We start from the raw sequence: 25,362 nt of genomic DNA on the forward strand, positions 1-25,362 counted from the left end.
TTCTAGTCCGGCGAGACCGCGCGCCCGGCGTGCCGCATTCCGTTGGCCTTCAGCAGGCGCAGTCCGTTGAAGACCACCAGCAGGCTCGCGCCCATGTCGGCGAACACGGCCATCCACATGGTTGCCGTCCCCGCCGCGGCCAGCCCGAGGAACACCGCCTTGATCGCCAGCGCGATCCCGATGTTCTGGCGCAGCACCGCCCGGGTGCTGCGCGAAAGCCGGATCGCGTCCGGCACCCGGCGCAGGTCGTCGTTCATGATGACCACGTCCGCCGCCTCCATCGCAATGTCGGTGCCGGCAGCGCCCATCGCGATGCCGAGATCCGCGCGGGCCAGCGCGGGCGCGTCGTTGATCCCGTCGCCCACCATCGCCACCGGGCCGTGGCTGCGCTGCAGATCCTCGATGGCGGCCAGCTTGTCCTCGGGAAGCAGGCTGCCGCGCGCATCGTCGATGCCGGCCTGGCGGGCGATCTCGGCCACGGTGGCCGCGTTGTCGCCGCTGAGCATCGCGGTGCGCACGCCCAGCGCATGGAGTTCGGCCAGCGCCTCACGGGCGCCTGGCCGGATGGCGTCGGCCACCGCGAACAGCGCCAGCACCTCGTGCGGCGTGGCCAGCAGGGTCACGGTTCGCCCCTGCGCTTCGTGAGCGGCCAGGCGCGTCTCCAGCGCGGGCGAGCACAGGCCGCGCTCCTCCACCAGCCGATGATTGCCGAGCACCAGCGCCTCGCCGTCGACCCTGCCCTCCACTCCGCGCCCCGGCAGCGCCCTGAACGCCTCGGGGATTGCGCCCTCGCCGAGCCCCCGGGCGATCGCGGCTGACACAGGGTGGTCGGAATGGCCGGCCAGGCTCGCCGCCCAGCGCCGCACCCGCGCCTCGTCCTGCGCGCTGGGGAGGATATCGGTGGCCACGAGCGCGGGCCGGCCCTCGGTGATCGTCCCGGTCTTGTCGAAAGCGATCGTGCGCAGCGCGCCCGCGCTCTCGAGGTGGGCGCCGCCCTTGACCAGGATGCCGTGCCGGGCGGCCGCGGCAAGGCCGCTCACCACCGTCACCGGCGTCGCGATCACCAGCGCACAGGGGCAGGCGATCACCAGCAACACCAGCGCCCGGTACAGCGACTCGGCGACGCCCCAGCCGCCCAGCCAGGGTCCGAGCACCGCGACCGCCAGCGCGAGCCCGAAGACCGCCGGGGTGTAGACGGACGCGAAGCGATCGACGAACTGCTGGGTGGGCGCGCGCGACCCCTGCGCCTGCTCGACCGCGTGGACGATCCTGGCGAGCACGGTGCCGTCGGCGACCGCGTCCACCCGGAACTCGAAGCTCCCGGTCTGGTTGATGGTGCCGGCGAACACCTGATCGCCGGTCGCCTTGTCGACCGGGATGCTCTCCCCGGTCACCGGCGCCTGGTCGACCGCGCTCTCGCCGGCGGTGACCGTGCCGTCGAGCGGCACGCGCTCCCCGGGCCGCACCCGCACCACCGCGCCCAGCGCAACCGTCGCAACGCCAGCCCTCTGCCAGCTGCCGTCCTCGCGCCGCACCTCCGCGGTCTCGGGTGCGAGGTCCAGCAGCCGGCCGATCGCGTTCCTCGCCCGGTCGACCGCGCGGGCCTCGATCAGTTCCGCGATCGCATACAGCGACATCACCATCGCCGCCTCGGGCCATTCGCCGATCATGAAGGCGCCGCTGACCGCCACCGTCATCAGCGCATTGATGTTCAGCCGGCCGCGCGACAGTGCAACGATGCCCTTGCGATAGGTGCCGAAGCCCGCGAGCCAGATCGCGACTGCCGCGATCGACATTCCTGCGAGCTGGAAGGGCAGGATCGCTGGCGCAAGGAAGGCCAGCAGTTCGGCGGACAGCGCCAGCAGCAACGCGAACAACGGCCGGCGCGGAAAGGCCGGCGCGCCGCGGCCATGCGCGGAATCGTGCGCGGGATCGTGCGCGGGATCGTGCGCGGAATCGTGCGCGGAATCGTGCGCGGAGCCGTGTGCATGGCCGTGGCAGCCGTGCCCGCACGCGTCCGCGTCCGCCCCCGCTCGGCCGTCGGCGCGCCCGCCGGGGCCCGCGGCAGCCGCCGGCCGCGCCTCGAAGCCCGCGCGCCGGATTGCCTCCAGCGCCTGCGGGATGACCTCCTCGGGCGCGTCGATGCCCAGCGTGCGCGCCGCAAGCCGGAAGCTGAGCGCACGCACGCCCGGCACCGAGTCGAGCGCGGCGCGGATCTCGCTCTCCTCCGCCGCGCAGTCCATCAACGGAATGCTGAACAGCCGCATCGCCGGCACCGCGCCTGCCTGGTTCAACCGGTCCGTCTCGACCCTGTCCGCCTCGACCTTGCCCATCTCGATCTCCTGTCCACCGCCATTGGAAACCCTGTAGCGGGTTCAGGGTCAAGCGTCCTGTTCGATGACGGACGGATTACGATCGAAGTTCCTCGACCGCCATCGCCGCGCCCTCCGGTGCGACCTCCCCACCATGAAGATCGGCGAACTCGCCGGCGCCACCGCCACCCGCGCCGAAACCATCCGCTTCTACGAACGCGAAGGGCTGCTGCCGCCCGCTGCCCGCACCGACGGCAACTACCGCGTCTACGGGCAGGCCCACGCCGAACGCCTGTCCTTCATCCGGCATTGCCGCGGCCTGGACATGTCGCTCGACGAGATCCGCCTGCTGCTGCGCTTTCGCGACGCCCCCGAGGAGGACTGCGGCGACGTGAACACGCTGCTCGACGAGCAGATCGAGCGCGTCGCCCGGCGGGTGCGCGAGCTGCGCCAGCTCGAGCGCCAGCTGAAGGCGCTGCGCGAGCGCTGCCGCGCGGTGCACGACGCCGGGCACTGCGGCATCCTGGTCGAGCTCGACAAGGCGGCCCGCGCCGAGTTGACATCTCCCCTGCCGTCCGTGGCACCCTAGCTCAATGAAGCCACGGGAGGAGCCGTCCTTGGAACACCCCGCAGACCTCCGCTACACGGCCAGCCACGAATGGCTGCGAGACAACGGCGACGGCACCGTCACCGTCGGCATCACCGCCCACGCCCAGGAGGCGCTGGGTGAGCTGGTCTACGTCGAGCTGCCCGAGCCGGGGCGCCGAGTGGTCGCCGGCGAACCCTGCGTGGTGGTGGAGTCCACCAAGGCCGCCTCCGACGTGTACGCGCCAGCCGGCGGCGAGATCCTGGCGGTCAACGCCGCGCTGACCGATGCGCCGCAGCTGGTCAACGAGGCACCCTACGCGGATGGATGGCTGTTCCGCATGACCCTCGACGACCCCGCGCAGCGCGACGCGCTGCTGTCGGCGGCCGACTACGCCGACGGCCCCGGCGCCAGCTGAGGCCCACGCCATGAGCCCGGATCCCTCCCTCGCCGGCGGCATCCGCGCCCTGCTCGGCAGCGACGAGTTCCACGCCCGCCATCTCGGCCCGGGCCGCGCCCAGGAGGCGGCGATGCTCGCGCTGCTCGGCTTCGGCTCGCGCGCGGAGCTGATCCGCGCAACGGTGCCGTCGGCAATCCTGCTCGACGGGCCGCTCGCGCTGCCGCCGCCCGCGACCGAGGCTTCGGCATTGGCCGAGCTGCGCGCGCTGGCCCGCCGCAACGAGGTCTGGCGCTCCTACCTCGGCACCGGCCATCACGGCACCCTCACGCCGGAGCCCATCCGCCGCAACGTGTTCGAGAACCCCGGCTGGTACACCGCCTACACGCCCTACCAGGCGGAGGTGGCGCAGGGCAGGCTCGAGGCGATGCTGAACTTCCAGCAGATGGTGGTGGAGCTCACCGGCCTGCCGGTGGCCAACGCCTCGTTGCTCGACGAGGCGACCGCCGCAGCCGAGGCGATGGCCGTCTGCCGCCGGGCGTCGAAGAGCGCGTCGCAGCGCTACTTCGCCGATGCCGGAACGCATCCGCAGGTGCTCGCAGTGATGGCCACCCGCGCGCACTGGATGGGGCTGGAGCTGGTCGTCGGCGACGCGCAGCGCGACCTGGACCCGGCCGGCGTGTTCGGCGCGCACCTCCAGACCCCGGACACCGAAGGCCGGCTGCACGACTTCTCGGCCACCATCGCCGCGCTGCACGCCGCCGGCGCACTGGCCTGCGTGGGCACCGACCCGCTGGCACTGGTGCTGCTCAGGACGCCCGGCGAGATGGGCGCCGACCTGGCGATCGGCTCCGCGCAGCGCTTCGGCATCCCGATGGGCTACGGCGGCCCGCATGCGGCCTTCATGTCGGCGCGCGCCGAGCTGGTGCGCATGCTGCCCGGGCGCATCGTCGGGGTCTCCAAGGATTCCGCCGGGAACACCGCGCTGCGGATGGCGCTGCAGACCCGCGAGCAGCACATCCGGCGCGAGAAGGCCACGAGCAACATCTGCACCGCGCAGGCGCTGCTCGCGAACATGGCCGCTTTCTACGCCGCCTATCACGGCCCCGAGGGCCTGCTGCGGATCGCGCTGCGGGTGAACGCGATGGCCCGGCTGCTGGTGCGGCTGGTGGCGCAGGCCGGAACGCGCGCGCCGACGCTTGCGCACCGGCAGTACTTCGACACCCTGGTCTTCGACTACGGCCCCGGCGGCACGGCCGAGCAGGCGGCGCTGGCACGCGCGCAGGCACTGCGCATCAACCTGCGCAGGCTGGACGGCGGGCGCCTGGGCATGAGCCTGGACGAGACCGTGGGCATCGTCGACGTCGACGACCTCGCCTACGCGATCACCGGCGTCCGCAGCGATGCAAGGGCGCTCGAGCGCGCGGTCGACGTCACCGTCGCCGAGCCGGAGTCGGTGCCGGCCGCGCTGCGACGGCGGTCGCCGGTGCTCGCGCATCCGGTCTTCTCGATGCACCGCAGCGAGACCGCCTTCGTGCGCTACCTCAAGCGCCTGGAGAACCGGGACCTTTCGCTGGTGCACTCGATGATCCCGCTGGGCTCGTGCACGATGAAGCTCAACGCCGCCGCCGAGATGGCGCCGGTGGGCTGGCCGGAGTTCGCCGATCTCCATCCGCTGGCCCCGGCGGGGCAGGCGCAGGGCTACGGCGAGATGCTGCGCCAGCTCGGCGGCTGGCTCGCCGAGATCACCGGCTTCGCGGCGGTCTCATTCCAGCCCAATTCCGGCGCGCAGGGCGAGTACGCCGGCCTGCTCGCCATCCGCAGCTGGCAGCACGCGCGTGGGCAGGGCCATCGCGACGTCTGCCTGATCCCGTCGTCGGCGCACGGCACCAACCCGGCCTCGGCGCAGATGATGGGCCTGCGCATCGAGGTGGTCGCCTGCGATGCGGCCGGCAACATCGACGCCGGCGACCTCGGCGCGAAGATCGATCAGCACCGCGACCGGCTGGCCGCGCTGATGGTCACCTATCCGTCGACCCACGGCGTCTTCGAGCCCGGCATCCACGAGGCCTGCGCGGCGGTGCACGAAGCCGGCGGACAGGTCTACATGGACGGCGCCAACCTCAACGCGCTGGCCGGCCTGGCCCGGCCCGGGGCGATCGGCGCCGACGTCTGCCATCTGAACCTGCACAAGACCTTCTGCATCCCGCACGGCGGCGGCGGCCCCGGCATGGGCCCGATCGCGGTCGCGGCCCACCTCGCGCCCCACCTGCCCTCCGACCCCTTCGCCGCCGGCGCCGCGATTGCCGCCGGGCGCTCCGGGGCGCAGGCGCCGGGCGCGGTGTCCGCGGCGCCCTTCGGCAGCGCGCTCATCTGCACGATCGCCTGGATGTACATCCGCATGATGGGCGCCGACGGCATCCGCAAGGCCAGCGAGTTCGCCATCCTGAACGCGAACTACGTCGCGCGGCGGCTGCGCGACCACTTCCCGGTCCTCTACGCGGGACAGGGAGGCCTGGTGGCGCACGAATGCATCCTCGACCTGAGGCGCCTGAAACCCGAGTGCGGAATCAGCGCCGAGGACGTCGCCAAGCGCCTGATGGACTATGGCTTCCACGCGCCGACCCTCTCCTTCCCGGTGCCGGACACGCTGATGATCGAGCCCACCGAATCGGAATCGAAGGCCGAGCTCGACCGCTTCTGCGACGCGATGATCGCGATCCACGGCGAAATCGAACGGGTGCGTTGCGGCACGCTGGACCGCATCGACAACCCCCTGCGCAACGCCCCGCACACCGCGGCATCGATCGCTGCCGACTGGCCGCACGGCTATTCGCGCGAGGAGGCGGCCTTCCCGCTGCCCTGGGTGCGGGAAGCGAAGTTCTGGCCCAGCGTTGCACGCGTGGACAACGCCGCCGGCGACCGCAGCCTGGTGTGCACCTGCCCGCCGGTCGCCGACTACGAGGAGGGCGGCGCATGAACCAGGACCTCAGGCGCGTTCCCCTCGACGCCCTGCACCGGGAGCTTGGTGCCAGGATGGGCGGGTTCGCCGGCTTCGACATGCCGATCCAGTACGCGACCGGACTCAGGACCGAGCATCTGCACACCCGCGAGCGCGCGGGCCTGTTCGACGTCTCCCACATGGGCCAGCTGCGCGCGCAGCTCCGCGACGGACGGCCGTCGACCCTGCACCGGGAGCTGGAAGCGGCGCTGCCGGTGGACTTCGACGACTGGCCCGCGGGGCTGCAGCGCTACACCTGTCTGCTCAACGAGGACGGCGGCATCGAGGACGACCTGATGCTGGTGCACCTGGACCGCGAGGTTCGCATCGTGGCGAACGCCGGGAACAGGGAACGGGACCTGGCGCTGCTCGCCGCGCGCTGCCCGGGGCTCGTCTTCGAGTGGATCGACGCGGCGCTGCTGGCGCTGCAGGGGCCGGCCGCCGAGGCGGTGCTCGCACGGCTGGATCCACGCGCGGCGCCGCTGCTGTTCATGGAGAGCGCCGAGCTCGAACTTGCCGGCGCTCACTGCTTCGTCACGCGCTCCGGCTACACCGGCGAGGACGGCTTCGAGATCTCGGTGCCAGCTCCGGCTGCCGAAGCGGTGGCCCGCCGCCTGCTGGCGGACCCCGACGTTGCGCCGGCCGGCCTTGGCGCTCGCGACACGCTGCGGCTGGAGGCCGGGCTGCCGCTGCACGGCGCCGACATCACCGCGTCGAGCACTCCGGTCGAGGCCGGCCTGCCCTTCGCGATCGCACGCACGCGACGCGCAGGCGCGCCGAAGGCGGGCGGCTTCCCCGGCGCCGACCGGGTGCTGCGCCAGTTCGCCGAGGGCGTGCGGCGCAGGCTGGTCGGGCTGGTGTCCTACGAGCCGGTGCCGGTGCGCGCGCGCACACAGATCGTCGACGAGCATGGGCGCGAGGTCGGCGAGGTCAGCAGCGGCACGGTCTCGCCGACGCTCGGCCGGCCGGTGATGCTGGCCTGGATGGACGCCGGGGCGCTGCGCGCCTCGGCCGATGGCGCCTTCCATGCAGTGGTGCGCGACCGGCGCCCGACGGTGCACCTCACACCGCTGCCCTTCGTCCCGAAACGCTACAAGCGCTGAGCGGCGGCCTGCGCCGCCGTCTGCACGGCGTCGCGCCGCTCGCGCTCGAGCAGTTCCCGCTTGCGCTCGATGCCCCACCGGTAGCCGGCGAGACCGCCATCGCTGCGCACCACGCGATGACAGGGGATCGCCACCGCCAGGGGGTTGGCGGCGCAGGCCTGCGCCACTGCACGCACGGCGGCCGGCCGCCCCAGGCGCCGCGCCAGCCCGGCATAGGTCTCGGTCTGCCCCGGCGGGATCTGCTGCAGCGCCTGCCAGACGCGCTGCTGGAAGGCGGTGCCGCGGACGTCCAGCGGGAGCCCGAATCCGAGCCGAGGCGCTTCGACGAAGCCGACCACGGCGGCGACCTCGCGCTCGAAGGCCGCGTCGGCGCCGACCAGTTCGGCGCGCGGGAAGCGGTCCTGGAGATCCTCGAGCAGCGCCTGGGGGTCGTCGCCCAGCAGGATCGCGCAGACGCCGCGCTCGCTGCGGGCGACCAGGATGGCGCCCAGCGAGCACTCGCCCACCGCGAAGCGGATCACTGCGTTGGCGCCGCCGGCGCGGTAGTCGCTGGGACGCATCCCCAGCATCCGGTCGCTGGCCTCGTAGAAGCGGCCGTTCGAGCCGAAACCGGCGTCGTAGATGGCATCGGTGATCGATGCCGCAGCGCCGGACAGCCGCTCGCGCACCCGCTGCGCGCGGGTCGCCGCCGCATACTCATGCGGAGTCAGCCCGGCGAGCGCGCGGAACACCCGGTGGAAATGGTGCGGGCTCATGCCCGCTTCGGCCGCAAGCCCGGCCAGCGCCGGCGGCGCCTCGGCGGCCTCGATCCGCCGGCAGGCCCGGGCCACAAGTTCGGCATGCCGTGCCGCGACGGCGTTCCGATCGGCGCTGCCTCGGCGGCTGGGGCGATAGCCCGCCGCTTCGGCAGCCTCGGGGCTTTCGAAGAATTCGACATTCTCGGGCCGCGGCAGGCGGGAGGCGCTGCCGGGCCGGCAATAGACCCCGGTGGTCCTGACCGCGTAGACGAAAACGCCGCCCTGCGCCGCCGGGTCGCGCGCGAGTACCGCGGCCCAGCGAGGATCGCCAGCGGCGTCCACTGCACCGGACGGCTCGCGAGCCCGAGCTGGCCGGCCGGACGACGCGGACGACGCGGACGAGGCGGACGACGCGGACGACGCGGACGACGCGGACGAGGCGGGTGCGCTGCGTTCAGGTGCGTTCATCGGATCCCTCGCTGCGAAAAACTTCGACAGGACGGAGTCTGGAATCGATCGGCCGGCTGCGCACTCCGATGCTTGCGCTGGAATTCGGATGCAACGCGCGCTGCGTTGCCCGGACAGCGGGCCGGCGGTCGGCGCCCTTGGACCGGAGCGGCGCGCTCAGGCCGCCTTGCGCTCGATGAGCTCCACCTTGTAACCGTCAATAGAAGAACGGGCAATTCCCCGGAAATTAAATAAATCAACGGCTTAGAGTGCTTTCCCGGTTTCGTGTCCGGTGAAAATGCCTTGATAATCGCCTCAAGCCGCCACAAAATGGCGGCTGATCCACCGTCGGATGGATCGAATATCCGTCTGATTGAGAACGAGGCAAGCATGGCATTGGCACGACAGAAGCCGTCCGGCAAATGGGAGATTGGGCTGCGGCACCCATCCCTGCCCGGGGGGCGCAAGTATTTCACCTTCGACACCGAGGCCGAGGCCAACGCCTACGCCGAACAGTGGCGCCTGATGAAGCTGGCCGGCATTGACCCGCCGGCCGAATTGCTCAAGCCCAAGGCGCAGACCGACGCCACGCTGGCGCAGGTGGTGCGGGCCTGGGCGAACAGTGGGCACGCGGCCCCCACGCAGCAGTCGGCCCTGGGCTCGCTGGTGATGGAGGTGGGCGCCGTGAAGCTGCAGGACGCCACCTACGCCTGGCTGACCACCTACCTGCAGCGCCTGAAGGTGGAAAAGAACCTGTCGCCGGGCTCGATCCGGCACCGCATCCAAGCGCTGGGCCGGTGCATTGACGAGTGGATGCGCCACCACCCCGAGGTGGTGATGCAGAACCCGACCCGGCTGCTGCCCAAGGGGTACAGCGGCTACAACGAGCGCGACAAGACGCTGGTGGAGGCGGCGGGGAAGGCGCCCAAGGCGGACGTGTCGCGCGACCGGCGCCTGCTGCCGGGCGAAGAGGACAAGATCGTGTTCGTGCTGTCGGGCGGGCAGATGCCGGGCAAGCCCCGGGGCCTGCAGCTGCTGGGGGGCAATGCCCTGCTGACGATGTTCCTGGTGATCGTGAACACCGGCATGCGACTGAAAGAGGCCTACACCCTGCGGCGCGGCCAGGTGGACCTGGACGCCAAGGTGATCCGGGTGCAGTCCAGCAAGCAATGGCGGGGGAAGGTGGCCTATCGGGATGTGCCGATGCGGCCCGAGGTGCACGCGGCGCTGGTGAAGTACCTGTCCACGCGGACCATGCTGCCCAGCGCGTGGCTGTTCCCTTTCATGGAGGAAGAGCCTGGCATCACCATGAAGAAAGTCAGCCAGCGCCTGTCGTTCCGCTTCAAGCTGGCGTTCGAGTACGCCGGCATCAAGGGCCTGCGGGAGCACGACCTGCGGCACGAGGCCACGTGCCGGTGGCTGGAAATGCGGGACGCCACGGGCAACTGGATGTTCCGCCTGGAAGAGGTGAACCGCGTCATGGGTTGGGCGGCCAACTCCACGATGGCGCAGCGGTATGCGTCCTTCCGTGGCGTGGACTTGGCGGCGCGCATGTGGGCTACACCGGCAGGCGAGGGGGCACGCGGCGCCGCGGCTTGACCTGGTGCGCGATGGGGGTGATGCCGGGCTGGCGCTTCGCTCGGCGCTGCTCTGCTTCCTGGCGGGCTTTCTCGGCCAGGTAGGCCAGCAGGTCCAAACGAACGAACAGCCACGAGCGGCCCAGCTTCAGGCCCGGGATCTCGCCGGCGCGCGCCAGCTCTTCGACTTGCTCGGGCGTGCAGCGCAGCAGCTCGGCGCATTGGGTGGAGTCGATGGTGTCGGTCATGCTTCAGGGCTTGTCGGCCTCGCGGGCCATGAACATCAGAGCCATGATGACGACGCCCAGGAAGGCGCCGATCATCAGGCCGGCAATGAAGATCGCCAGGCTCATGCAGTCGATCAGTTCGTCTTGGCGTAGGCGCCCAGCAGAACGGGCATCGTGCCGTTGAGGGAATCGCGCACCAGGTCGGCCAGCTCATTGGCCATTTCCTCGGCGTGCAGCTCGGCCTTCACGATGCGCAGCACGATCGAGGTCTTGTCGCTACCGGTCTGCACGCCCAGGCGCAGCACGAACAGGCGTTCGGCCAGGTCCTTGTAGGGCACGCACTTGAAGTAGATGGTGGTCGGGATCGGGTCTGCACTGGTGGCCTGCACCGACTCGAATGCGCTCTTGCTGGCGCTCAGCGACTGCTCGCTGGATTCCAGCTTGCGCATGGCCTCAATGGTCAGCTTGCGGATGGCGGCGATTGCCTTGGGCGGCTTGATCAGGCCCTGCTCGTTGAAGCACTCGATCAGGTCGGGCCAGTCCTCCAGGAACTCGGCGGCGACGGTCTGGGTCAGCCCGCGGCCACAGGCGTGCTGCAGCAGGGCTCGGTATGCGGCCGTCTGTTGCGCCTGAAGCTTGGCGCGGTTGTCGGTGTGGCCCGGCTTCTCGGGGGTGCCCAGGTTCAGCACGGCGGTGGCGGACATTTCGCCGGCGTCCACGAAGACGCTGGCGCCGGCCTCGGCGTGGGCCGTGGCGTAGGCGGCAAAGTCCTTCAGCGCGCTGGTGGTCATCACGCCACGGGCGCGGCGACGGCTGGGGAGGTACTTTTCCAAATCGCGCTCGGTGAAGTGCTCCGGCAGCGCGACGACGGAGGTTTCCGCAAATGCGGCTCGCACTGCGTTGCCAGCTTCGTAAATGCCGCCGCCGTGCTGCAGGGCTTCGATAGCTTCTTTGTCGAACATGGTGTTGCTTTCTGCTTGGTGTTGCGGGTGGTGCTTAGACGATTTCGCCCTGCTTGTTCATGAGGGAAGGCTGGGCCAGAGACAGCGCGCCGAACCGGCCGACGTGCAGCACGGTGGATCGCTTTTCTTCTTCGCCGGCCTTGCCGTCCATGGTCGGCTTGACGTACTTCAGGGTGTGCTCGCAGCGCACCTGGCTGGTGCCGGGGATGCGCTGGAACACCAGCTTCACGGTCACTTCGCCGGCCTTGTCGTTGTCCACGGTGGCGGCGGCCACTTGGGACAATGCGATGGACAGCTTGCGGTCGAACACGCCGCCGTCCAGGTCGGTGATGAATTCGCCCACGTCAGTGGCTGCTGCCGTGGTGTCGGGTGTCGCGGTCATGGTTTCCTTTCGGTTGGTGAGGGGGATCAAAACGGGAGTCGTCGTCCATGTCATCGAAGCCAGTGGACCCGCCGCCCTGCACTGGGGGGCGATCCGGGCGGGCTGCTGGCGCGGTGCGCGGGCCGCTGTTGCGGTAGCCGCCCTGCTGCTGCGCCGGCGCGTGGCCGCCGCCTTGGTCGTCACGGCCGCCCAGCAGCTGCAGCTCGGTGGCCACGATGTCCACGGTGTTCTTTTCCACGCCCGACTGGTCGGTGTACTTGCCGTACTTCAGCCGGCCTTCGACGTAGATCGGCTTGCCCTTCTTCACGTAATCGCCCGCGATCTCGGCCAGGCGCTCGTAGAACGTGACGCGGTGCCACTGGGTTTCCTCGGTCACCTCGCCGGTGTTGCGGTTCTTGCGCCGGCTGGTGGTGGCGATGCTGACGTTGGCCACGGCCTGGCCGCTGGGCAGGTAACGGATCTCGGGGTCGCGGCCGCAGTTGCCGACCAGGATCACTTTGTTGACGGATGCCATGGTCGTGCTCTCAGGCGGCGCGGGCCGCGATGCTGCGCTCGGCCACGGCCATGACGCCGGGGAACAGCTCGCCGGCCTTCTTGAAGGCGCGGGCCTGGGCGCCCAAGAACTTGGTGTCGGCCTGCAGGCACTCGATGGGGGCCAGGCCCTGCGCCACGGCCTTGACCAGCAGCTCCAGGTTGGTGACCTCGGCGCTGTAGGTGACGCGGCCGGTGATGCCGGTGACTTTGGCCGGGGCTTCGACGGCAGGCGCCACGGTCACCACCTGGGCGGTCATGGCGGCCACGGCGGCCTGTTCCTCGGCGGCTTGCGCGGCGGCCATGGCAGCGGCGGCGGCTTCCTGATCGCCAGCGGCTGCAGCGGCCTGGGCCTCTTCCTGGGCACGGCGCGCGGCCTCGGCCTGCTCGCGCTCGATGGCGGCCAGGCGCTCGCGCTCGGCGCGGGCTTCGGCTTCAGCCTTGCGGCGGGCCTCGGCCGCGATGCGTTCCTGCTCGGTGGTCCAGCCCACTATGGCGCGCTTCAGGGTGACCTCGGCCCGGTCCAGGTAGTCCTTGGGGGGGCGGAACAGATCGTTCACCGCCTTCACCGCCTGGTTGAGCGGGCCGGTGATGCTGGTGCGCTTCTCTTCGACCTCTTTCTGGAGGGCCTTCACCTGCTTGAGGTCGTCGCTGGCCAGCTCGAACATGGTCGGGCTGTCGATCACGAAGTCGCTGGCGCCGGCCAGGGCGGCCTGGGCCTTGTTGGCCAGCACGATCGCGGCGCTGGCGTCGTAGGTCACGGTGTCGGTGGTTTTCATGGGGCTCCTTAGAACTTGGGGGTGATGGAGTGCCGCGCGCACCAGTTGCGCAGCGTCAGCAGGGAACAGAACAGCGGCCAGTCGGCCGGGTCGGTGTAGGGCTTGGCCACGTAGGTGCCGTCGCCCTTGAGCTGCACGGCCAGGCGATCGGCATACGGCTGCTGGAGTGCATTGGCGTAGGCGGCCAGCTGCGGGCCCACGGCCGGGTACAGCTGGGCGGTGCTCTTGATGTCCACCACGGTGGGGCGGCCGTTGACCTTGCCGAAGCGGTCGGGTGTGCCGGCGTAGCGCATCGTTGCGTTGTAGGCGGGCTGCTCGATCTGCTCCCACTCAACCGAATGGTCGGCGCTGAACGCGATCCATGCGTCTAGGTATGACCACAGCGCCGGGTCGAGGGTGTTGTGATCTAGCTCGCCAAGGTCGTGCAGCTCGCAGGCGCGGTGCACTGCCTTGCCGAAGTCCGAAGCGGCCTGCAGAACATGCGGCGGCACGCGGCTGAAGTCGGTCAGCGGGGACAGCACGCTGGTGACGCCGGGCACCTTCTGGCCGTTGAGGTAGTAGGTATGCGTCTGCTCATCGAAGGTCAGCATCACAGCACCGCCTTCAGTGCAACGAAGTCCGCCTTGGTCATCTGCAGGGCTTCGTCAAACGCGAGCCCGGCCGCCTGGTAGGCCTCGGCCTTGGTCCAGCCCTTCGCCTCGATCTTCTTGCTGATGTAGGCGATCTCGCCCTGGGTGGCGGGCGCGCTGTCGCCGGCGGCGGCGGTCGGCGCGGGGGCGGCCGGCGCGTCGGCAGGTGCGCGGCGCTGGGGCTTCGCCACAGGCGGCTTGCTGGCGGTGCGCGCTGCGGGCTCGCCCATTTCCTGGCCGTCCTCGTCCAGGTCGTCGTCGGCGGCCACGCCCAGCATGGCGGTGACCAGGTAGCGGCGCAGGTAGGTGATCGCGGCGCCGAAGCTCTTGGGGTCGCCTAGGTCGCGGGCGCTGGGCATGGCCACTTCGCTGGTCAGCATGCCGCCGTCGGCGTGCACCAGGCAGCACACCAGCAGCGGGCCGCCTTGGTTGCTCTCCACGCGCTGGATGAGCGCCAGGCCATTGGCCGCCAGGGCGGGGCGGGTCTTGCTCAGGATTTCTTCCAGGTCGGCGTAGCGGAACCGGTACCGGCCGCCCGACTTCATCGTGATCTCAACATCGCGGTTCTTCACGATGGCCTGGAATGCGCCTTGGGCCTTGGCCAGTGCGGCGTACAGCGCGGGCATGGCGCCGGCTTGGTGGGGGGTGTTGCTCATTGGGTGTACAGCGACAAGATGGCGAAACTGAGGGCGCAGCCAACGGCCAGGCCAACGAAGAACCAGCCGACGGCCGGCAGGCGCTCATCGGGCTCGCGCCCGGTGAACTGGATGGGCTGCGGGTTGTCCAGCTCGTAGAGGCCGCAGGTGTAGGGGGTGGGGCACTTGGCGTGCTTGCAGTGGCCGGCGCAGCTCATGCGACCTCCGGGGCCACGCCGCCGGCGATGCCCAGCAGCAGGGCCAGGACCACGGCCACGGCAGGCCAGAACCAGCGGGGGCGCCCCAGGCGCTCGTACAGCTCTTCGAGCAGGTAGGGATTCACAGCGCGGCCTCCTGTGCTGCCAGCTCGGCCTGGCGCCGGATGTCGTGGCTGTGGCGCTCGTAGTGGCTGGCGATGTCGTCCAGCGCGGGCACGTCCAGGGCCGGCAGGATGTTCAGGCCTTCGTAGATGACGGATTCGACCTTGGCCAGCTCGTCGTCGCACACGTCGGCGGTGACGGTGACGCGGGCCCCTTCCAGGCCGATGGTCATGAGCCACGTCAAGGTGGCGCTCAGGCCCACGTAGCGCGGGTCCTGCTTGCTGGTGACTGGGCCCCAGGTGGCGGCATCGCCCGGGCCGACGCGGATGTCTTGGTTCATGTCTCACCCCGTTGGTTGTTGATGGGGTGATTACACAGCATGTTTACACAAATGTCAAACGCGACGTTTAGTTTTTGTTGAGCCCAGGGTAAACACCAAATCGTCAGGCGAAAAAAAACCCGCCGAAGCGGGTTGGATGGGCGGGCGGTGGGCTACTCGCAGACTAGGTGCGGCCCAGCCTTGTCGTGTTCCCATCGGCAGTTCTCGTCTGACGACTCTCCCCAGTGAAGCACTGGGAACGTCAGCAATAGGCCAACCACCAAGACGGCCAGCACCAGGAGCGCGGCATACTCTTTCCAGGGGGCGTCAAGATTGATCTTGGCGTTCAGTAGGACGATCAGAGCCCCAAGGCAGGCGAGCCATAGAGCGAGGTGCATGTAACGGCCTCCGGTTGTTTTTACTTCCCCCGATTGTGGCCGCAATCCTGACGCACGGGACATGCTGGCGCCGTCAGGTCGCCAGCGCTTCCTCCAGCAGCGCGAGCTGGGCGTCCTGGTCCTTCTTGCGCAGGCCGGCGATTTCGGCAATGTCGTCGGCCGGCACGCTGGCCAGCTCCTTCGGTTCCAGCTTGTGCAGGCCCCCGCCATAGACCCGGCCGCTGCCCAGCAGCGACTCGGCCTTGATCGCGTTGAGCGCACGCCAGACGGCGCGCAGCATTTCCGGGTGGCCCGCCAGGCGCTCGGCCAGCCGGGGCTTCGGGTACAGCATCAGGAAGACGTTGGTGGCGGTGGCCTTGGACTCGTTGAGGATGAACCGGAACGGCCGCCCGGCGTGGTCGCTGCGGCCCAGGTAGGTGCAGACGATCGGCGCGGCGGGGCGGTCTTCCTGGCCGTACCAGACCTTTCTTGACCGGCACAGGTAGCGCGGTGCGACGTGCTCGATGCCGGTCTTCAGGTAGGACCAGAGCGCCGGGTAGTCGCGCTGCACGACCTCTTCTGGGAGGTTGCAGTTGATCAGGAACAGGCGCTTGTCCAGCAGCGGGACGCCTTGGGCATCGCCCTTGATCTCTTCCGCCTTGACGTGGCGGGTGCTGGGCAGAACGGGTTGCAGGAACTGCGGAGGCAGCTGCAGCTCCTTGGCCTTGGCCTCGTCGATGATGAAAAAGCCGTTGTCGCCGGTGGCCAGGCCGCGCTTGATGGCGAACAGGTCGCCCAGGCGGTAGCCCTCGTGGTCGACCTCAACCTCTGACCGGGGGAAGCGGGTCCATTTCTCGGTTTTCTCCAGGTCCTGCAGGCCGACGTGCTTCACGGTGGTGGGTGCCTGCAGCGTGCCGCCGTAGCTGAACATCACCTGGTGGTCGGGCGCCGGCTTGCCCTGGCGGAACCACACGACGGCGGACGACACCAGGGCGTCGTTGAACTGGACATCGTTCGGGTCGAAGCGGTGGATGTGCAGCAGCGTCACCTCGCGCAACAGGTACTGCTTGAGCTTGCGGCCGTAGTTGACATCCATGAACTCGCTGGGGATGAGCCAGCCGGCGACGCCGTTGGGGGCCATCCAGGTGTGCGACAGGGCCATGAAGTGGCAGTACAGCCCGGCCAGGCCGCTGAGGCGGATGTGCGCCCTCTCTTGCCCGAGCGCCTGCAGCCGCAGCTTGTCCTCGCCCGCCAGGTGGTGGTGGCGGACATACGGGGGGTTGCAGATCAGCAGGTTGGGCTTTTCCGCGTCCTGGGCCGGCGGGTCTTGCCGGGTAAAGTCGCCCATGGTGATCTGCAGCGGCGTGCCTTCCCAGAGCTTGCGCGCGGGCTCGCCGTAGTGCGGGTCGATCTCGAACCCCCGGGCGGCGGCGACCTTGTGGCCGTTGGCGCAGGCCAGCAGCGCCGAATAGAACGAGCCGGTGCCGATGGCCGGGTCCATGAAGCGGACGGGCTCATGCTTCGGCAGCAGGGACAGGCCATAGGCCAGGATGTCGCGGGCGAGCAGGGTGGGGGTGGCGAACTGCCCGAGCCGGTTTCTTTCCGGCTGGGTCTTCAGGCCGTCCAGCTCGGCCTGCAGGGCAAGCCGGTCTTCTTCGAGCCTGTCGGCGTTGGCGGTCATTTCAGATCCCGAAGTGGGTGAAGTCGTCGATCCGGTGTTCCCAAACCCAGTCAATGCCCTCGGCGGCCTCGTAACCGAGATAGCCGCTGTCGAAGTAGCCGCAGAGGAACAGGTTGAAGCGGACATTCGCCCCGTAGTTGCTGCGAAGTTGGGCCATTTTCACGGCCTCTTCCTTCCTGCGCTTGTTGGTGTTGGTGAAGTCGCCGGCCGATTTGGCCTCGAAGAAGATGGGCAGCTCGCCGGCCTTGGCCTTCTTGGGCTTGATGACCGCATCGACCGGGATGTTGACCTCCTGCACGCCACCTTCGAGCTTCACCGGGACGTTCATGCGGAAGCTGAAGGTGCCGGGCTTCATCGCGTCGAACTTCACCCCATCGCCACCCGGTTGCTGCGTGTAGCCCCGGGCTTCAAGCCAGGCCTTGATTGCCGCGAGCTGGCGCTTTTCCTGGGCGTTGCGAATGATCGGATTGGCCACGGCGCCACAGAGCCGGTCGGCGACGATGGTGGCCGCGCGGTGGATCTCGGCCTGGTTGGCCGGCTGCTGGCGGCCGATCCAGACGAAGATGTCGGGGTCGGCCATTTTCTCGATGATCTCGCCAATCTTGACCAGGTGCGTGTCGGCTTCGCAGGCCGACATGCGGACCGGCAATCTTTTGTCCTGCTCCATGCTCTTGACGAGAGTGGCGGACACGCCGGCCAGCCCTATCAGCCGGTCCACCGCGATCGGCGGGCAGGTGGACATGCGCAGCGTCGGCAAAATCTCGGGGTGCTCTCGCAGCAGGGCCGGCTTGATGTTCGTCAGGTTGCCGGTGGCCTTCAGCGCGGCTTCGACATCTTTGGTCGTCTGCACCCTGGTTTCCCGAAAGGCCTTGGGTGCGAACTTCATGAACCAGTCGTTGTACATGTCCACGGACTGGGCGATGTCAGCCTTCCAGAGCTGAGGCTTGTCGAGATTGACGGGCATTGTTCTCCTTCCTGCGGCCGGGTCCGGCCTTTCTTTGTGTGGCGGCGCGTTACCTGCGTCGGTATTTCCGGTGTTCGACCATGGTGCCCACGATCCTGATGGGCGTCACGTCTGACCGCATCGAAGGGTAGTCCTCATTCAGCGGGATCAGCTCGAACACCATGTCGCCGCGATCGTTCACCCCGCGCGGCCGGTACTTTTTGAAGGTGGCCTCTTCCTCGCCGTTCTTGGCCACCACAAAGTCGCCGGGCTGGGGGGCGATGGTCGGGTCGATGATGACGCGATCGCCCGGCTTGAACTCGGGCAGCATCGAGTCGCCCTTGATCTCCAGCGCGAAGGCGCTGCTGGACAAATCCAGGTCGGTCATCAGCCAGTCGTCGGCGTCGCCGACCACGTAGGGGTCTGAGGCCTCGGTCCAGATCCCGGCCTGCACGTAGCTGATGAGCGGGACGCGGCTGGTGCCAAGCTCTGCCGGGGCCACGTTCGCCCCGTCGGCAAGGGCCATGGGTCCTTTCCCGGTGTCAAGCCAGGATGCAGAGCAGCCGATGGTTCGCTGAGCTAGCAACAGCCCCTGCTTGGACACGCCCCTGGTTTCCCAGTTGTGCACGGTCTGCGAGGAAGTGTTCAGCGCCCGCGCGAGTGCGGCCTGTCCCTGGATCTTCTTGAGTTCTTTGGCCGCGTGGTACAGCCGTTCCATTTGCGGGTGCATGACCGCATTCTCGTTGAAGTAAACATTCTGTTGTTATACAGAGTGTTGACATCTTTGTAAACACCGTGTGTAATTCGTGCCCATGAGCACACCCCACACACCCCAGATTGAAGAAGATCGAAAGCTGATTCGCCGCCTGGGCGGCCCGTCCAAGCTGGCCAAAACGCTGGGCTACAGCAAACCAGGCAGCGTCCAGCGCATTCAGAACTGGACAGTCCGCGGCATTCCAGCAGCAGTCAAGGTTGCTCACCCCGACATCTTTCTGGGGAGCAAGCCGGTGGCAGAAAGCGTCTGATCATGGACGCGATCGACCTTTTCGCCGGCGCCGGCGGATTCAGTACCGGCGCGCGCATGGCTGGCGCGAATGTCGTCTGGGCCGCCAACCACTGGCCGGCCGCTGTCGAGGTTCATGCCAACAACCACCCCGACACGCTGCACATCTGCCAAGACCTGCAGCAAGCCGACTGGACACAGGTCCCCGCGCACGACCTGCTGATGGCGTCACCGGCTTGCCAGGGGCACAGCCGAGCCCGTGGCAAGGAGCGCCCGCACCACGACGCACAGCGCTCGACCGCGTGGGCGGTTGTGTCAGCCGCCGAACACCACCGCCCGGCGTTCTTCCTGGTCGAGAACGTGCCCGAGTTCGCAAAGTGGGAGCTGTACCCGGCGTGGTGCGCCGCCATGACCGCCCTGGGCTACGCAATGACGCCGATGGTGCTGGACGCAGCCGATCACGGTGTAGCGCAGCACAGGCGCCGCCTGTTCATTGTCGGCACCCGGTCAAGGCATCCGATTGCGCTGAAGCTGCCCAGGCTGAGCCACGTGGGCGCCGGCACGCTGATCGACTTCGAGGGCGGCAAGTGGTCGCCGATTGAACGACCGGGGCGATCAGCCGCCACGCTGGCGCGCATCGCCGAGGGCCGGCGCGTGTGTGGTCCGCGGTTCCTGACGGCCTATTACGGCAACGAGCGGGGCGGCCGCAGCCTTGAGCGCCCGGTCGGCACCATCACCACGCGCGACCGATGGGCAGTGATCGACGGCGACCGCATGCGCATGCTCAACGTGCAGGAATGTCGGCGCGCGATGGGCTTCCCTGACGACTACCAGCTGCCGCACCGCGCGAAGGACGCCATGCACATGCTCGGCAACGCTGTGGTGCCGCCGGTGGCGCGCGATGTCATCAACGCCCTGAAGGTGGCGGCGTAATGGCTGGCGACTGGATCAAGATGCGCGTGGACTTGGCCACAAGTCCGAAGGTTGTCCGCATCGCGTCCGCATTGCGTGCGGACAGGTTGCGCGTGATTGGCGGACTTCATGCGGTCTGGTGTCTGTTCGATGTCCACTCAACCGATGGACACCTGGACGGATACACGCTTGATGCGCTGGATGAGCTGATCGGGTTTCCTGGCTTCGGCGCAGCGATGGTGGCGGTCGGGTGGCTCGAAGACGGCGGCGATTACCTATGCACGCCACGCTTTGACGAGCACAACGGCCAGTCTGCCAAGCGCCGCGCGATGGAGACAGAGCGCAAGCGGGAAGCCCGAAAACTGTCCGCATCGGATGCGGACAAATTGCGGTCCAGAGAAGAGAAGAGAAGAGATACCTCTTCACTACGTTCAGAGGTAGAGCCGCCGCGCAAGCGCAGCGCGCCCCCCCAGCTCGCCCGACCTGCCGACGTTGCCGAGCAGACCTGGGCCGACTGGCTGGCACTGCGCAAGGCCAAGAAGGCCCCAGTCACCGAGACCGTGATCCAGCAGGCCATGGCCGAGGCCGACAAGGCCGGCATGCCGCTGGACGCCTTCCTGCAGGTGTGGTGCATGCGGGGGTCGCAAGGCCTGCAGGCCGACTGGCTGAAGCCGGCAGAGCGCCAGGTGGCCAGCCGCCAGCCCATGAGCTACGCCCAGCAGGACGAGCTGGCGCGCCGCGCCCGGTGGGAGGAAATGACCGGCCGCAAGTGGCCCGAGGCCGTCCAGCCTGTCGAGGCCGGCGACTTCATCGACGTTGACATGCAGAGGATCGCATGAGCCTGTCCATCAAAGCCATTGACCGCCTGTTCGAGCGCCTGGCCGCCACCTACGGCGCCGGGTGGACGCGCCAGTGGGCCGATGTGCCCATGGCTGACGTGAAGACCGCGTGGGCGCATGAGCTGGCCACATTCGCCAACAGCTTGCACCGCATTGCCTGGGCGCTGGAGAACCTGCCGCCCAAATGCCCGAACGTGATCGAGTTCAAGGCTCTGTGCCGCCTGGCGCCCGCGCCGGATGTCCCCATGCTGCCGATGCCCAAGGCGGACCCTGAGCGGGTCAAGGCAGAGCTGGCCAAGCTGGGGCATGTACCGGGGGTGAAGCGCCAGGCGCCGTCCGGCATCGACCACAAGGCGTGGGCGCGGCGGATCGTGGCGCGGCATGACGCCGGCGAGAAGTTGAGCCCGACGACCGTGCGCTTTGCCCGCGAGGCGCTGCGTTCGCACCTGGTGCCGGAGGCCGTTTGACATGCCCCGCCTGCATCCAATCGAGCGAACGGCCGCACTGTGGGGCCTACCGTTTTCAGTGCCTGGAGTGCTGCGCGCGCCTGGTGCTGAGTGCCTACCCGAGCAAGCCGCATGCCGCGGGGATGCTGGCTGCTATCGAGCGGTTCCCGGGGAACCCTGGCCGGGCGCGCGTGCTGGAGTCCGTGCGCCTTGGCCTGGAGAAACGCCGCTCAGCTACGCCGAGGTCGAACAAGGCGTGATGGAAGGCGTGCTGTGACGATGTACTGCGCCCTGTGTGGCCGCCCGATGGAGCAGGCGGCCGTCCTGATCGGCACGATGCCCGTGGGCCCGAAGTGCGCCCAGCGCGCCGGCCTGATGCCGCTGGCCCAGCGCAAGAGCGGGCTGGTGTTCCCGGTGCTGCGCCGGAAGGTCGTCAAGCCGCAGCAGCCCCAGACCCTGGACATGTTCCCGGAGGCCGCGGCATGAAGGCGATGCTGCTGAAGACCGACAAGGGCCTGCGCGGCGCCACGCCGGCCGACCAGGAGGCCTGGGCCAAGTTCCGCCGCCGGCTGGAGACCATGAAGCCGGGCACGTGGCTGCGCATGGAGTGGGCACGGCCGCGGCACGGCAAGCACCACCGCAAGCTCTTCGCCCTGCTGAACCTGGTGGCCGAGAACAGCGAGACCTACGACACGACCGAGAAGGCGCTGGTCGCGGTGAAGCTGGTGACCGGCTACGCCGACCCGATCATCGACCCGACCACGGGCGAGCTGATCCAGGTGCCGCGCTCGATCGCCTACGACGCCATGGACCAGGACGAGTTCGAGGGGTTCTACAGCGCCGCGATCGACGGCGTGCTGCGCCACATCCTCACCGGCATGGACCGCGACACGGCGGACCGGCTGCTGGAAATGATCATCGAGGGCTGGGGCTGACCGTGCAGAGCAAGAACAAGAAGGCCCCGACCGCCGCCGAGAAGCGCCACATCGAGCGGGTGAAGGCGCTGCCGTGCTCGGTCTGCGACGAGGCAGGCCCCAGCGACTGCCACGAGATCAAGCAGGGCCAGTGGTTCACGTCAGTGGCCCTGTGCAAGAGCTGCCACCAGGGCGAGCTGATGGGCCTGCACGGCCAGCGCCGCGCTTGGGCAATCCGCAAGATGGACGAGCTGGACGCGCTGGCCGTGACCGTGCGGAGGCTGGTGGCGTGAGGCGGATGCTGGACATGGAAGACCTGCCCATTGGCGCCCGGGTGCGCACCCCCACCGGCCGCGTGGGCACCGTCGTGAAGCACCGCGGCGCCGAGAGCAAGCGCGACCACTTTCAGCGGGTGGTGGTGTTCGTCGGCCCACGGCCGCGCGACACGGTGGCCCTGCAGCCGCACCTGCTGGAGCGCGTGGACAAATGTCCGCCCGAGCCGGGTGGAGAAAGAAGAATCGACCGATGACCCTGATGCTGACCTTGCCCTGGCCGCCCGCCGGCCTGAGCCCGAACGCCCGCACCCACTGGGCCAAGCTCGCCAAGCTCAAGCGCCAGTACCGCGAGGCCTGCGCCTGGACGGCCACAAGCCAGGGCGCCCGCCCGGTGAAGGCCGACACGCTGCACCTGACGCTGACGTTCGTGCCGCCCACGCGGCGCCAGTACGACCTGGACAACGCGCTGGCCCGCATGAAGGCCGGACTCGATGGCCTGGCCGATGTGCTGCGTGTGGACGACTCGCGCTGGTCGCTGACGATCCGCAAGGCCCCCGAGGGCGAGGTGGGCGGCATGGTGCGGGTGGAGGTGACGCCATGAGGAAGCAATGCAGGCGCAAGGTCTGGGCGCTGGTGAATCCGATCCAGCACGCCATCGAGGGGGCGGCCATCACTCCGGACGAAAAGCTGAACCAGCTAAAGCTGCGCGAGCTGGCCGCCATTGAAGCATTCGCCAAGGGCAAGGCCACTGTGCGCGAGTGGCAGGACATCGTGCACATGGCCAACCTGTGCGAGCTGATGGCAGCCAATGGCGTGGGCCCCGAGGCGGCCAGGGATTGCGCAGCCCTTCAGGCCCACATGGTGGAGGCCGCAAAGCGTTACGAGCGCACCAAGAAGATGGGCGCCACTGGCGAGGGGCTGCAGGCCATGCGCAGCGTGTTCGAGTACCACCACCTGCAGCGAACCAGCATCAGCCGGGGAGAGTACGAGCGCTTCATCGGTGAGCTGAAGAATCGGGTCAAGTCCAAGGCGCCCGAAGTGGTGGTGATCTGATGGCCAGACCCAGCAAGTTGAGCCCGGAGCAGTGGGCAGAGATTGAGCGCAGGCTGGCTGCAGGGGAGGGTGCGTCAGCGCTGGCCCGAGAGTTCGGCATCAGCCCGGCTTCCGTCTCCGTCAGGGTTTCCAAAATTTCTAAAAAGGTTTCAGAAACGGCCCACAAGCTGGCCGAGGCGCAGACGGCGCTGGCCGAGTTGCCGGTACCGCAGCAGTACGCCGCGGTGAGCCTGGCCGAGAAGCTGCGGGCGATCAGCACCAGCTTGGCCAACGCGGCAGAGCTGGGGGCCAAGACCGCCCACCGGCTGCATGCCCTGGCCAACAGCGAGGTGGAGAAGGTGGACGATGCCGACCCGCTGCGGCCCGAGTCGATGGCCGCGCTCAAGGGCGTGAGCGTGCTGACCAAGCTGGCCAACGATTCCAGCCAGATCGCGGTGAACCTGCTGGCCGCCAACCGCGACACGGTGAAGCGGGTGAACGAGGCGCAGATGGAAGATCCTGAGGCGCCGAAGGGCGTGCTGGTCGTTCCTGGCGTTCTGGATGAGAAGAGCTGGGAGCAGATGATGGCCAAGCACCAGGGGGGCAGCGCGTGACGGTGCGCTGGGCCCCGCTGCCTGGTGCGCAGTTCCAGTTCCTCACGTGCCCGATCTTCGAGGCGCTGATGCACGGCACGCGCGGCGGCGGCAAGACCGACACGCTGCTGATGAGCTTCGCGCAGCACACCGGCAAGGGCTGGGGGCAGCACTGGCGTGGCGTGCTGTTCCGCCTGACCTACCCGCAACTGGCCGACGTGGTGGCCAAGAGCCGCCGGTGGTTCAGCCAGTTCTTCCCCGAGGCCAAGTTCAACAAGTCCGACTACACCTGGGAGTGGCCGACGGGGGAAATGCTGTTCTTCCGCTACGGCGCCACCGAGGACGACTACTGGAATTACCACGGGCACGAATACCCGTGGCTGGGCTTTGAAGAGCTGACCAACTGGCGTGACCTGTCGTTCTACGAGGCGATGCACTCGACGTGCCGCAGCTCATTCCCGGGCATGCCGCGCATGGTGCGGGCCACCTGCAACCCGTTCGGCAAGGGCCACGGCGCGGTGAAGGAGCGGTTCCGCCTGGGCCAGGGCGGCGCGCCATCTGGCCAGGTGATCCGCGAGGACGGCGCCAAGCCGCGGGTGGCCATCCGCTCCACGATCTACGAGAACCGGGTGCTGCTGGCCAATGACCCGGAATACCTGGCCACGCTGCAGGCGCTGAAGGACCCGAACCGGCGCAAGGCCTGGCTGGAGGGGGACTGGGACATCCACGTGGGCAGCTTCCTTGAAGGCGTGTGGGACGCCAAGCGCCACGTGGTGGAGCCGTTCGCCATTCCGCCGCACTGGAAGGTGTGGAAGGCGATGGACTGGGGCTATGCCCGGCCCTTTGCCGTGTACTGGTTCGCGGTGGACCCGGATGGGGTGCACTACATCTGGCGCGAGCTGTACGGCGCCGGCGAGAAGCCGAACGAGGGCAGCCGGGAGGATGCGGCCAAGGTGGCGCGCAAGGTCCGGGCGATCGAGGAGCACGACGAGCGCCTGGGCTACGACTACCGCCTGAACCTGGCGGACCCGGCCATCTTCGGCAAGATCGGCGCGGACCGCTCCATCGGCCAGATTTTCCGCGAGGGCGGGGTGAAGTGGCAGGAGGCCTGGAACGCCAAGGGCAGCCGGGTCAACGGCGCGCAGGAGGTGATTCGCCTGCTGGCCGAGAGTCGGCTGAAGGTGTTTTCCAGCTGCAAGCACTGGCTGCGCACGGTGCCGGCCCTGCCGCCCAGCGACGACAACCCCGAGGACGTGGACACCGACGCCGAAGACCACGCCTGGGACGCCACCCGCTACGGCGTGATGCGCCGGCGCCGCAACCCGGACGCGGAACAAAAGTCCGACGACCCCGAGGAACCGACCTACAAACACGACGACGACACCTACCGGCTGAAAGTGTGA

General features: G+C 68.8%; 33 protein-coding genes. 17 read left to right on the plus strand and 16 right to left on the minus strand.

The window, feature by feature from the left end; all coding sequences use genetic code 11:
- Positions 1-2: 2 nt before the first annotated feature.
- Complete coding sequence (locus HNQ70_RS07545) at positions 3-2,267, minus strand: heavy metal translocating P-type ATPase (protein ID WP_246434867.1); 2,265 nt, start codon at positions 2,265-2,267, stop codon at positions 3-5.
- 199 nt (positions 2,268-2,466) lie between these two features.
- On the opposite strand from HNQ70_RS07545, the gene cadR reads away from it, so the two are divergent.
- The 4 genes from cadR to gcvT are packed head-to-tail and all read left to right on the plus strand — an operon-like array spanning position 2,467 to position 7,399.
- Complete coding sequence (cadR, locus tag HNQ70_RS07550; protein ID WP_183965943.1) at positions 2,467-2,901, plus strand: Cd(II)/Pb(II)-responsive transcriptional regulator; 435 nt, start codon at positions 2,467-2,469, stop codon at positions 2,899-2,901.
- Between the two features lie 28 nt (positions 2,902-2,929).
- Positions 2,930-3,316 carry a glycine cleavage system protein GcvH gene (gene gcvH / locus HNQ70_RS07555; protein ID WP_246434836.1) on the plus strand — a complete coding sequence of 129 codons (387 nt, stop codon included), beginning with the start codon at positions 2,930-2,932 and terminating at the stop codon, positions 3,314-3,316.
- Positions 3,317-3,326: 10 nt separating this feature from the next.
- Entirely contained in the window at positions 3,327-6,275 is a 2,949-nt protein-coding gene (gene gcvP, locus HNQ70_RS07560) for an aminomethyl-transferring glycine dehydrogenase (protein WP_183965947.1), read from the plus strand.
- Positions 6,272-7,399 (plus strand): glycine cleavage system aminomethyltransferase GcvT, encoded by a 1,128-nt coding sequence (gcvT, locus tag HNQ70_RS07565; protein WP_183965949.1) that lies wholly within the window; start codon positions 6,272-6,274, stop codon positions 7,397-7,399. Before gcvP ends, gcvT begins: the two co-directional genes overlap by 4 nt.
- On the opposite strand, the gene ada is transcribed toward gcvT, so the two are convergent.
- The gene (ada, locus tag HNQ70_RS07570) at positions 7,387-8,604 is read right to left on the minus strand and encodes a bifunctional DNA-binding transcriptional regulator/O6-methylguanine-DNA methyltransferase Ada (protein WP_183965951.1); all 1,218 of its coding nucleotides are present in this window, start codon (positions 8,602-8,604) and stop codon (positions 7,387-7,389) included. The genes gcvT and ada overlap by 13 nt on opposite strands.
- A 369-nt stretch (positions 8,605-8,973) precedes the next feature.
- Here ada and HNQ70_RS07575 point away from each other — a divergent pair, with 369 nt between their 5' ends.
- Positions 8,974-10,182 (plus strand): tyrosine-type recombinase/integrase, encoded by a 1,209-nt coding sequence (locus HNQ70_RS07575; RefSeq protein ID WP_183965953.1) that lies wholly within the window; start codon positions 8,974-8,976, stop codon positions 10,180-10,182.
- Here the strand turns inward: HNQ70_RS07575 and HNQ70_RS07580 are convergent.
- The 14 genes from HNQ70_RS07580 to HNQ70_RS07640 all read right to left on the minus strand — a co-directional run bounded on the left by HNQ70_RS07580 (position 10,142) and on the right by HNQ70_RS07640 (position 18,663).
- Positions 10,142-10,408, minus strand: a complete 267-nt coding sequence (locus HNQ70_RS07580; RefSeq protein WP_183965955.1) for a helix-turn-helix domain-containing protein — start codon at positions 10,406-10,408, stop codon at positions 10,142-10,144. The two genes, HNQ70_RS07575 and HNQ70_RS07580, sit on opposite strands and share 41 nt — an antisense overlap.
- 3 nt (positions 10,409-10,411) lie before the next feature.
- On the minus strand, positions 10,412-10,513 hold the full coding sequence (locus tag HNQ70_RS07585) for a DUF3789 domain-containing protein (protein ID WP_183965957.1): 102 nt from the start codon (positions 10,511-10,513) through the stop codon (positions 10,412-10,414).
- Positions 10,514-10,521: 8 nt separating this feature from the next.
- A complete protein-coding gene (locus HNQ70_RS07590; protein WP_183965959.1) occupies positions 10,522-11,349 on the minus strand; it encodes a DUF2303 family protein in 828 nt (275 codons plus the stop codon).
- A 34-nt stretch (positions 11,350-11,383) separates the two neighbouring features.
- The gene (locus tag HNQ70_RS07595) at positions 11,384-11,731 is read right to left on the minus strand and encodes a hypothetical protein (protein ID WP_183965961.1); all 348 of its coding nucleotides are present in this window, start codon (positions 11,729-11,731) and stop codon (positions 11,384-11,386) included.
- On the minus strand, positions 11,694-12,245 hold the full coding sequence (gene ssb, locus HNQ70_RS07600; protein WP_183965963.1) for a single-stranded DNA-binding protein: 552 nt from the start codon (positions 12,243-12,245) through the stop codon (positions 11,694-11,696). The genes HNQ70_RS07595 and ssb overlap by 38 nt, the downstream gene beginning before the upstream one ends.
- Before the next feature lie 10 nt (positions 12,246-12,255).
- Positions 12,256-13,041 (minus strand): hypothetical protein, encoded by a 786-nt coding sequence (locus HNQ70_RS07605; protein WP_183965965.1) that lies wholly within the window; start codon positions 13,039-13,041, stop codon positions 12,256-12,258.
- Between the two features lie 8 nt (positions 13,042-13,049).
- Positions 13,050-13,631 (minus strand): PD-(D/E)XK nuclease family protein, encoded by a 582-nt coding sequence (locus HNQ70_RS07610; RefSeq protein ID WP_183965967.1) that lies wholly within the window; start codon positions 13,629-13,631, stop codon positions 13,050-13,052.
- Positions 13,631-14,326, minus strand: a complete 696-nt coding sequence (locus tag HNQ70_RS07615; RefSeq protein WP_183965969.1) for an ERF family protein — start codon at positions 14,324-14,326, stop codon at positions 13,631-13,633. The genes HNQ70_RS07610 and HNQ70_RS07615 overlap by 1 nt, the downstream gene beginning before the upstream one ends.
- Positions 14,323-14,523, minus strand: coding sequence for a hypothetical protein (locus HNQ70_RS07620; protein ID WP_183965971.1), 201 nt, complete (start codon positions 14,521-14,523; stop codon positions 14,323-14,325). The genes HNQ70_RS07615 and HNQ70_RS07620 overlap by 4 nt, the downstream gene beginning before the upstream one ends.
- Positions 14,520-14,648 (minus strand): hypothetical protein, encoded by a 129-nt coding sequence (locus HNQ70_RS20390; protein WP_281381535.1) that lies wholly within the window; start codon positions 14,646-14,648, stop codon positions 14,520-14,522. The genes HNQ70_RS07620 and HNQ70_RS20390 overlap by 4 nt, the downstream gene beginning before the upstream one ends.
- The gene (locus HNQ70_RS07625; RefSeq protein ID WP_183965973.1) at positions 14,645-14,965 is read right to left on the minus strand and encodes a hypothetical protein; all 321 of its coding nucleotides are present in this window, start codon (positions 14,963-14,965) and stop codon (positions 14,645-14,647) included. Before HNQ70_RS07625 ends, HNQ70_RS20390 begins: the two co-directional genes overlap by 4 nt.
- Before the next feature lie 450 nt (positions 14,966-15,415).
- Positions 15,416-17,002 carry an SAM-dependent DNA methyltransferase gene (locus HNQ70_RS07630; protein ID WP_183965975.1) on the minus strand — a complete coding sequence of 529 codons (1,587 nt, stop codon included), beginning with the start codon at positions 17,000-17,002 and terminating at the stop codon, positions 15,416-15,418.
- A 1-nt stretch (position 17,003) separates the two neighbouring features.
- Positions 17,004-17,966, minus strand: coding sequence for a XamI family restriction endonuclease (locus HNQ70_RS07635; protein ID WP_183965977.1), 963 nt, complete (start codon positions 17,964-17,966; stop codon positions 17,004-17,006).
- A 49-nt stretch (positions 17,967-18,015) separates the two neighbouring features.
- A complete protein-coding gene (locus tag HNQ70_RS07640; protein ID WP_183965979.1) occupies positions 18,016-18,663 on the minus strand; it encodes a LexA family protein in 648 nt (215 codons plus the stop codon).
- Between the two features lie 94 nt (positions 18,664-18,757).
- Between HNQ70_RS07640 and HNQ70_RS07645 the strand changes: the two genes are divergently transcribed.
- The 12 genes from HNQ70_RS07645 to HNQ70_RS07700 all read left to right on the plus strand — a co-directional run bounded on the left by HNQ70_RS07645 (position 18,758) and on the right by HNQ70_RS07700 (position 25,362).
- The gene (locus tag HNQ70_RS07645; protein ID WP_183965981.1) at positions 18,758-18,970 is read left to right on the plus strand and encodes a hypothetical protein; all 213 of its coding nucleotides are present in this window, start codon (positions 18,758-18,760) and stop codon (positions 18,968-18,970) included.
- Between the two features lie 2 nt (positions 18,971-18,972).
- Entirely contained in the window at positions 18,973-19,881 is a 909-nt protein-coding gene (locus HNQ70_RS07650; protein ID WP_183965983.1) for a DNA cytosine methyltransferase, read from the plus strand.
- Positions 19,881-20,699, plus strand: a complete 819-nt coding sequence (locus HNQ70_RS19930) for a hypothetical protein (RefSeq protein WP_221302713.1) — start codon at positions 19,881-19,883, stop codon at positions 20,697-20,699. Before HNQ70_RS07650 ends, HNQ70_RS19930 begins: the two co-directional genes overlap by 1 nt.
- Entirely contained in the window at positions 20,696-21,166 is a 471-nt protein-coding gene (locus HNQ70_RS07660) for a hypothetical protein (protein WP_183965985.1), read from the plus strand. Before HNQ70_RS19930 ends, HNQ70_RS07660 begins: the two co-directional genes overlap by 4 nt.
- Before the next feature lie 258 nt (positions 21,167-21,424).
- A complete protein-coding gene (locus HNQ70_RS07665; protein WP_183965987.1) occupies positions 21,425-21,631 on the plus strand; it encodes a hypothetical protein in 207 nt (68 codons plus the stop codon).
- Positions 21,628-22,080, plus strand: a complete 453-nt coding sequence (locus tag HNQ70_RS07670) for a DUF1367 family protein (RefSeq protein ID WP_246434837.1) — start codon at positions 21,628-21,630, stop codon at positions 22,078-22,080. The genes HNQ70_RS07665 and HNQ70_RS07670 overlap by 4 nt, the downstream gene beginning before the upstream one ends.
- 2 nt (positions 22,081-22,082) lie before the next feature.
- Complete coding sequence (locus HNQ70_RS07675; protein ID WP_183965989.1) at positions 22,083-22,352, plus strand: hypothetical protein; 270 nt, start codon at positions 22,083-22,085, stop codon at positions 22,350-22,352.
- A gap of 14 nt (positions 22,353-22,366) precedes the next feature.
- The gene (locus HNQ70_RS07680) at positions 22,367-22,588 is read left to right on the plus strand and encodes a hypothetical protein (RefSeq protein ID WP_221302714.1); all 222 of its coding nucleotides are present in this window, start codon (positions 22,367-22,369) and stop codon (positions 22,586-22,588) included.
- Entirely contained in the window at positions 22,585-22,935 is a 351-nt protein-coding gene (locus HNQ70_RS07685; RefSeq protein ID WP_183965993.1) for a RusA family crossover junction endodeoxyribonuclease, read from the plus strand. Before HNQ70_RS07680 ends, HNQ70_RS07685 begins: the two co-directional genes overlap by 4 nt.
- Positions 22,932-23,387, plus strand: a complete 456-nt coding sequence (locus tag HNQ70_RS07690; protein ID WP_183965995.1) for a hypothetical protein — start codon at positions 22,932-22,934, stop codon at positions 23,385-23,387. The genes HNQ70_RS07685 and HNQ70_RS07690 overlap by 4 nt, the downstream gene beginning before the upstream one ends.
- Positions 23,387-23,980 carry a helix-turn-helix domain-containing protein gene (locus HNQ70_RS07695; RefSeq protein WP_183965997.1) on the plus strand — a complete coding sequence of 198 codons (594 nt, stop codon included), beginning with the start codon at positions 23,387-23,389 and terminating at the stop codon, positions 23,978-23,980. Before HNQ70_RS07690 ends, HNQ70_RS07695 begins: the two co-directional genes overlap by 1 nt.
- The gene (locus tag HNQ70_RS07700) at positions 23,977-25,362 is read left to right on the plus strand and encodes a terminase (RefSeq protein ID WP_343060682.1); all 1,386 of its coding nucleotides are present in this window, start codon (positions 23,977-23,979) and stop codon (positions 25,360-25,362) included. Before HNQ70_RS07695 ends, HNQ70_RS07700 begins: the two co-directional genes overlap by 4 nt.

Source organism: Quisquiliibacterium transsilvanicum, from assembly GCF_014202215.1.
Lineage (GTDB): Bacteria > Pseudomonadota > Gammaproteobacteria > Burkholderiales > Burkholderiaceae_E > Quisquiliibacterium > Quisquiliibacterium transsilvanicum.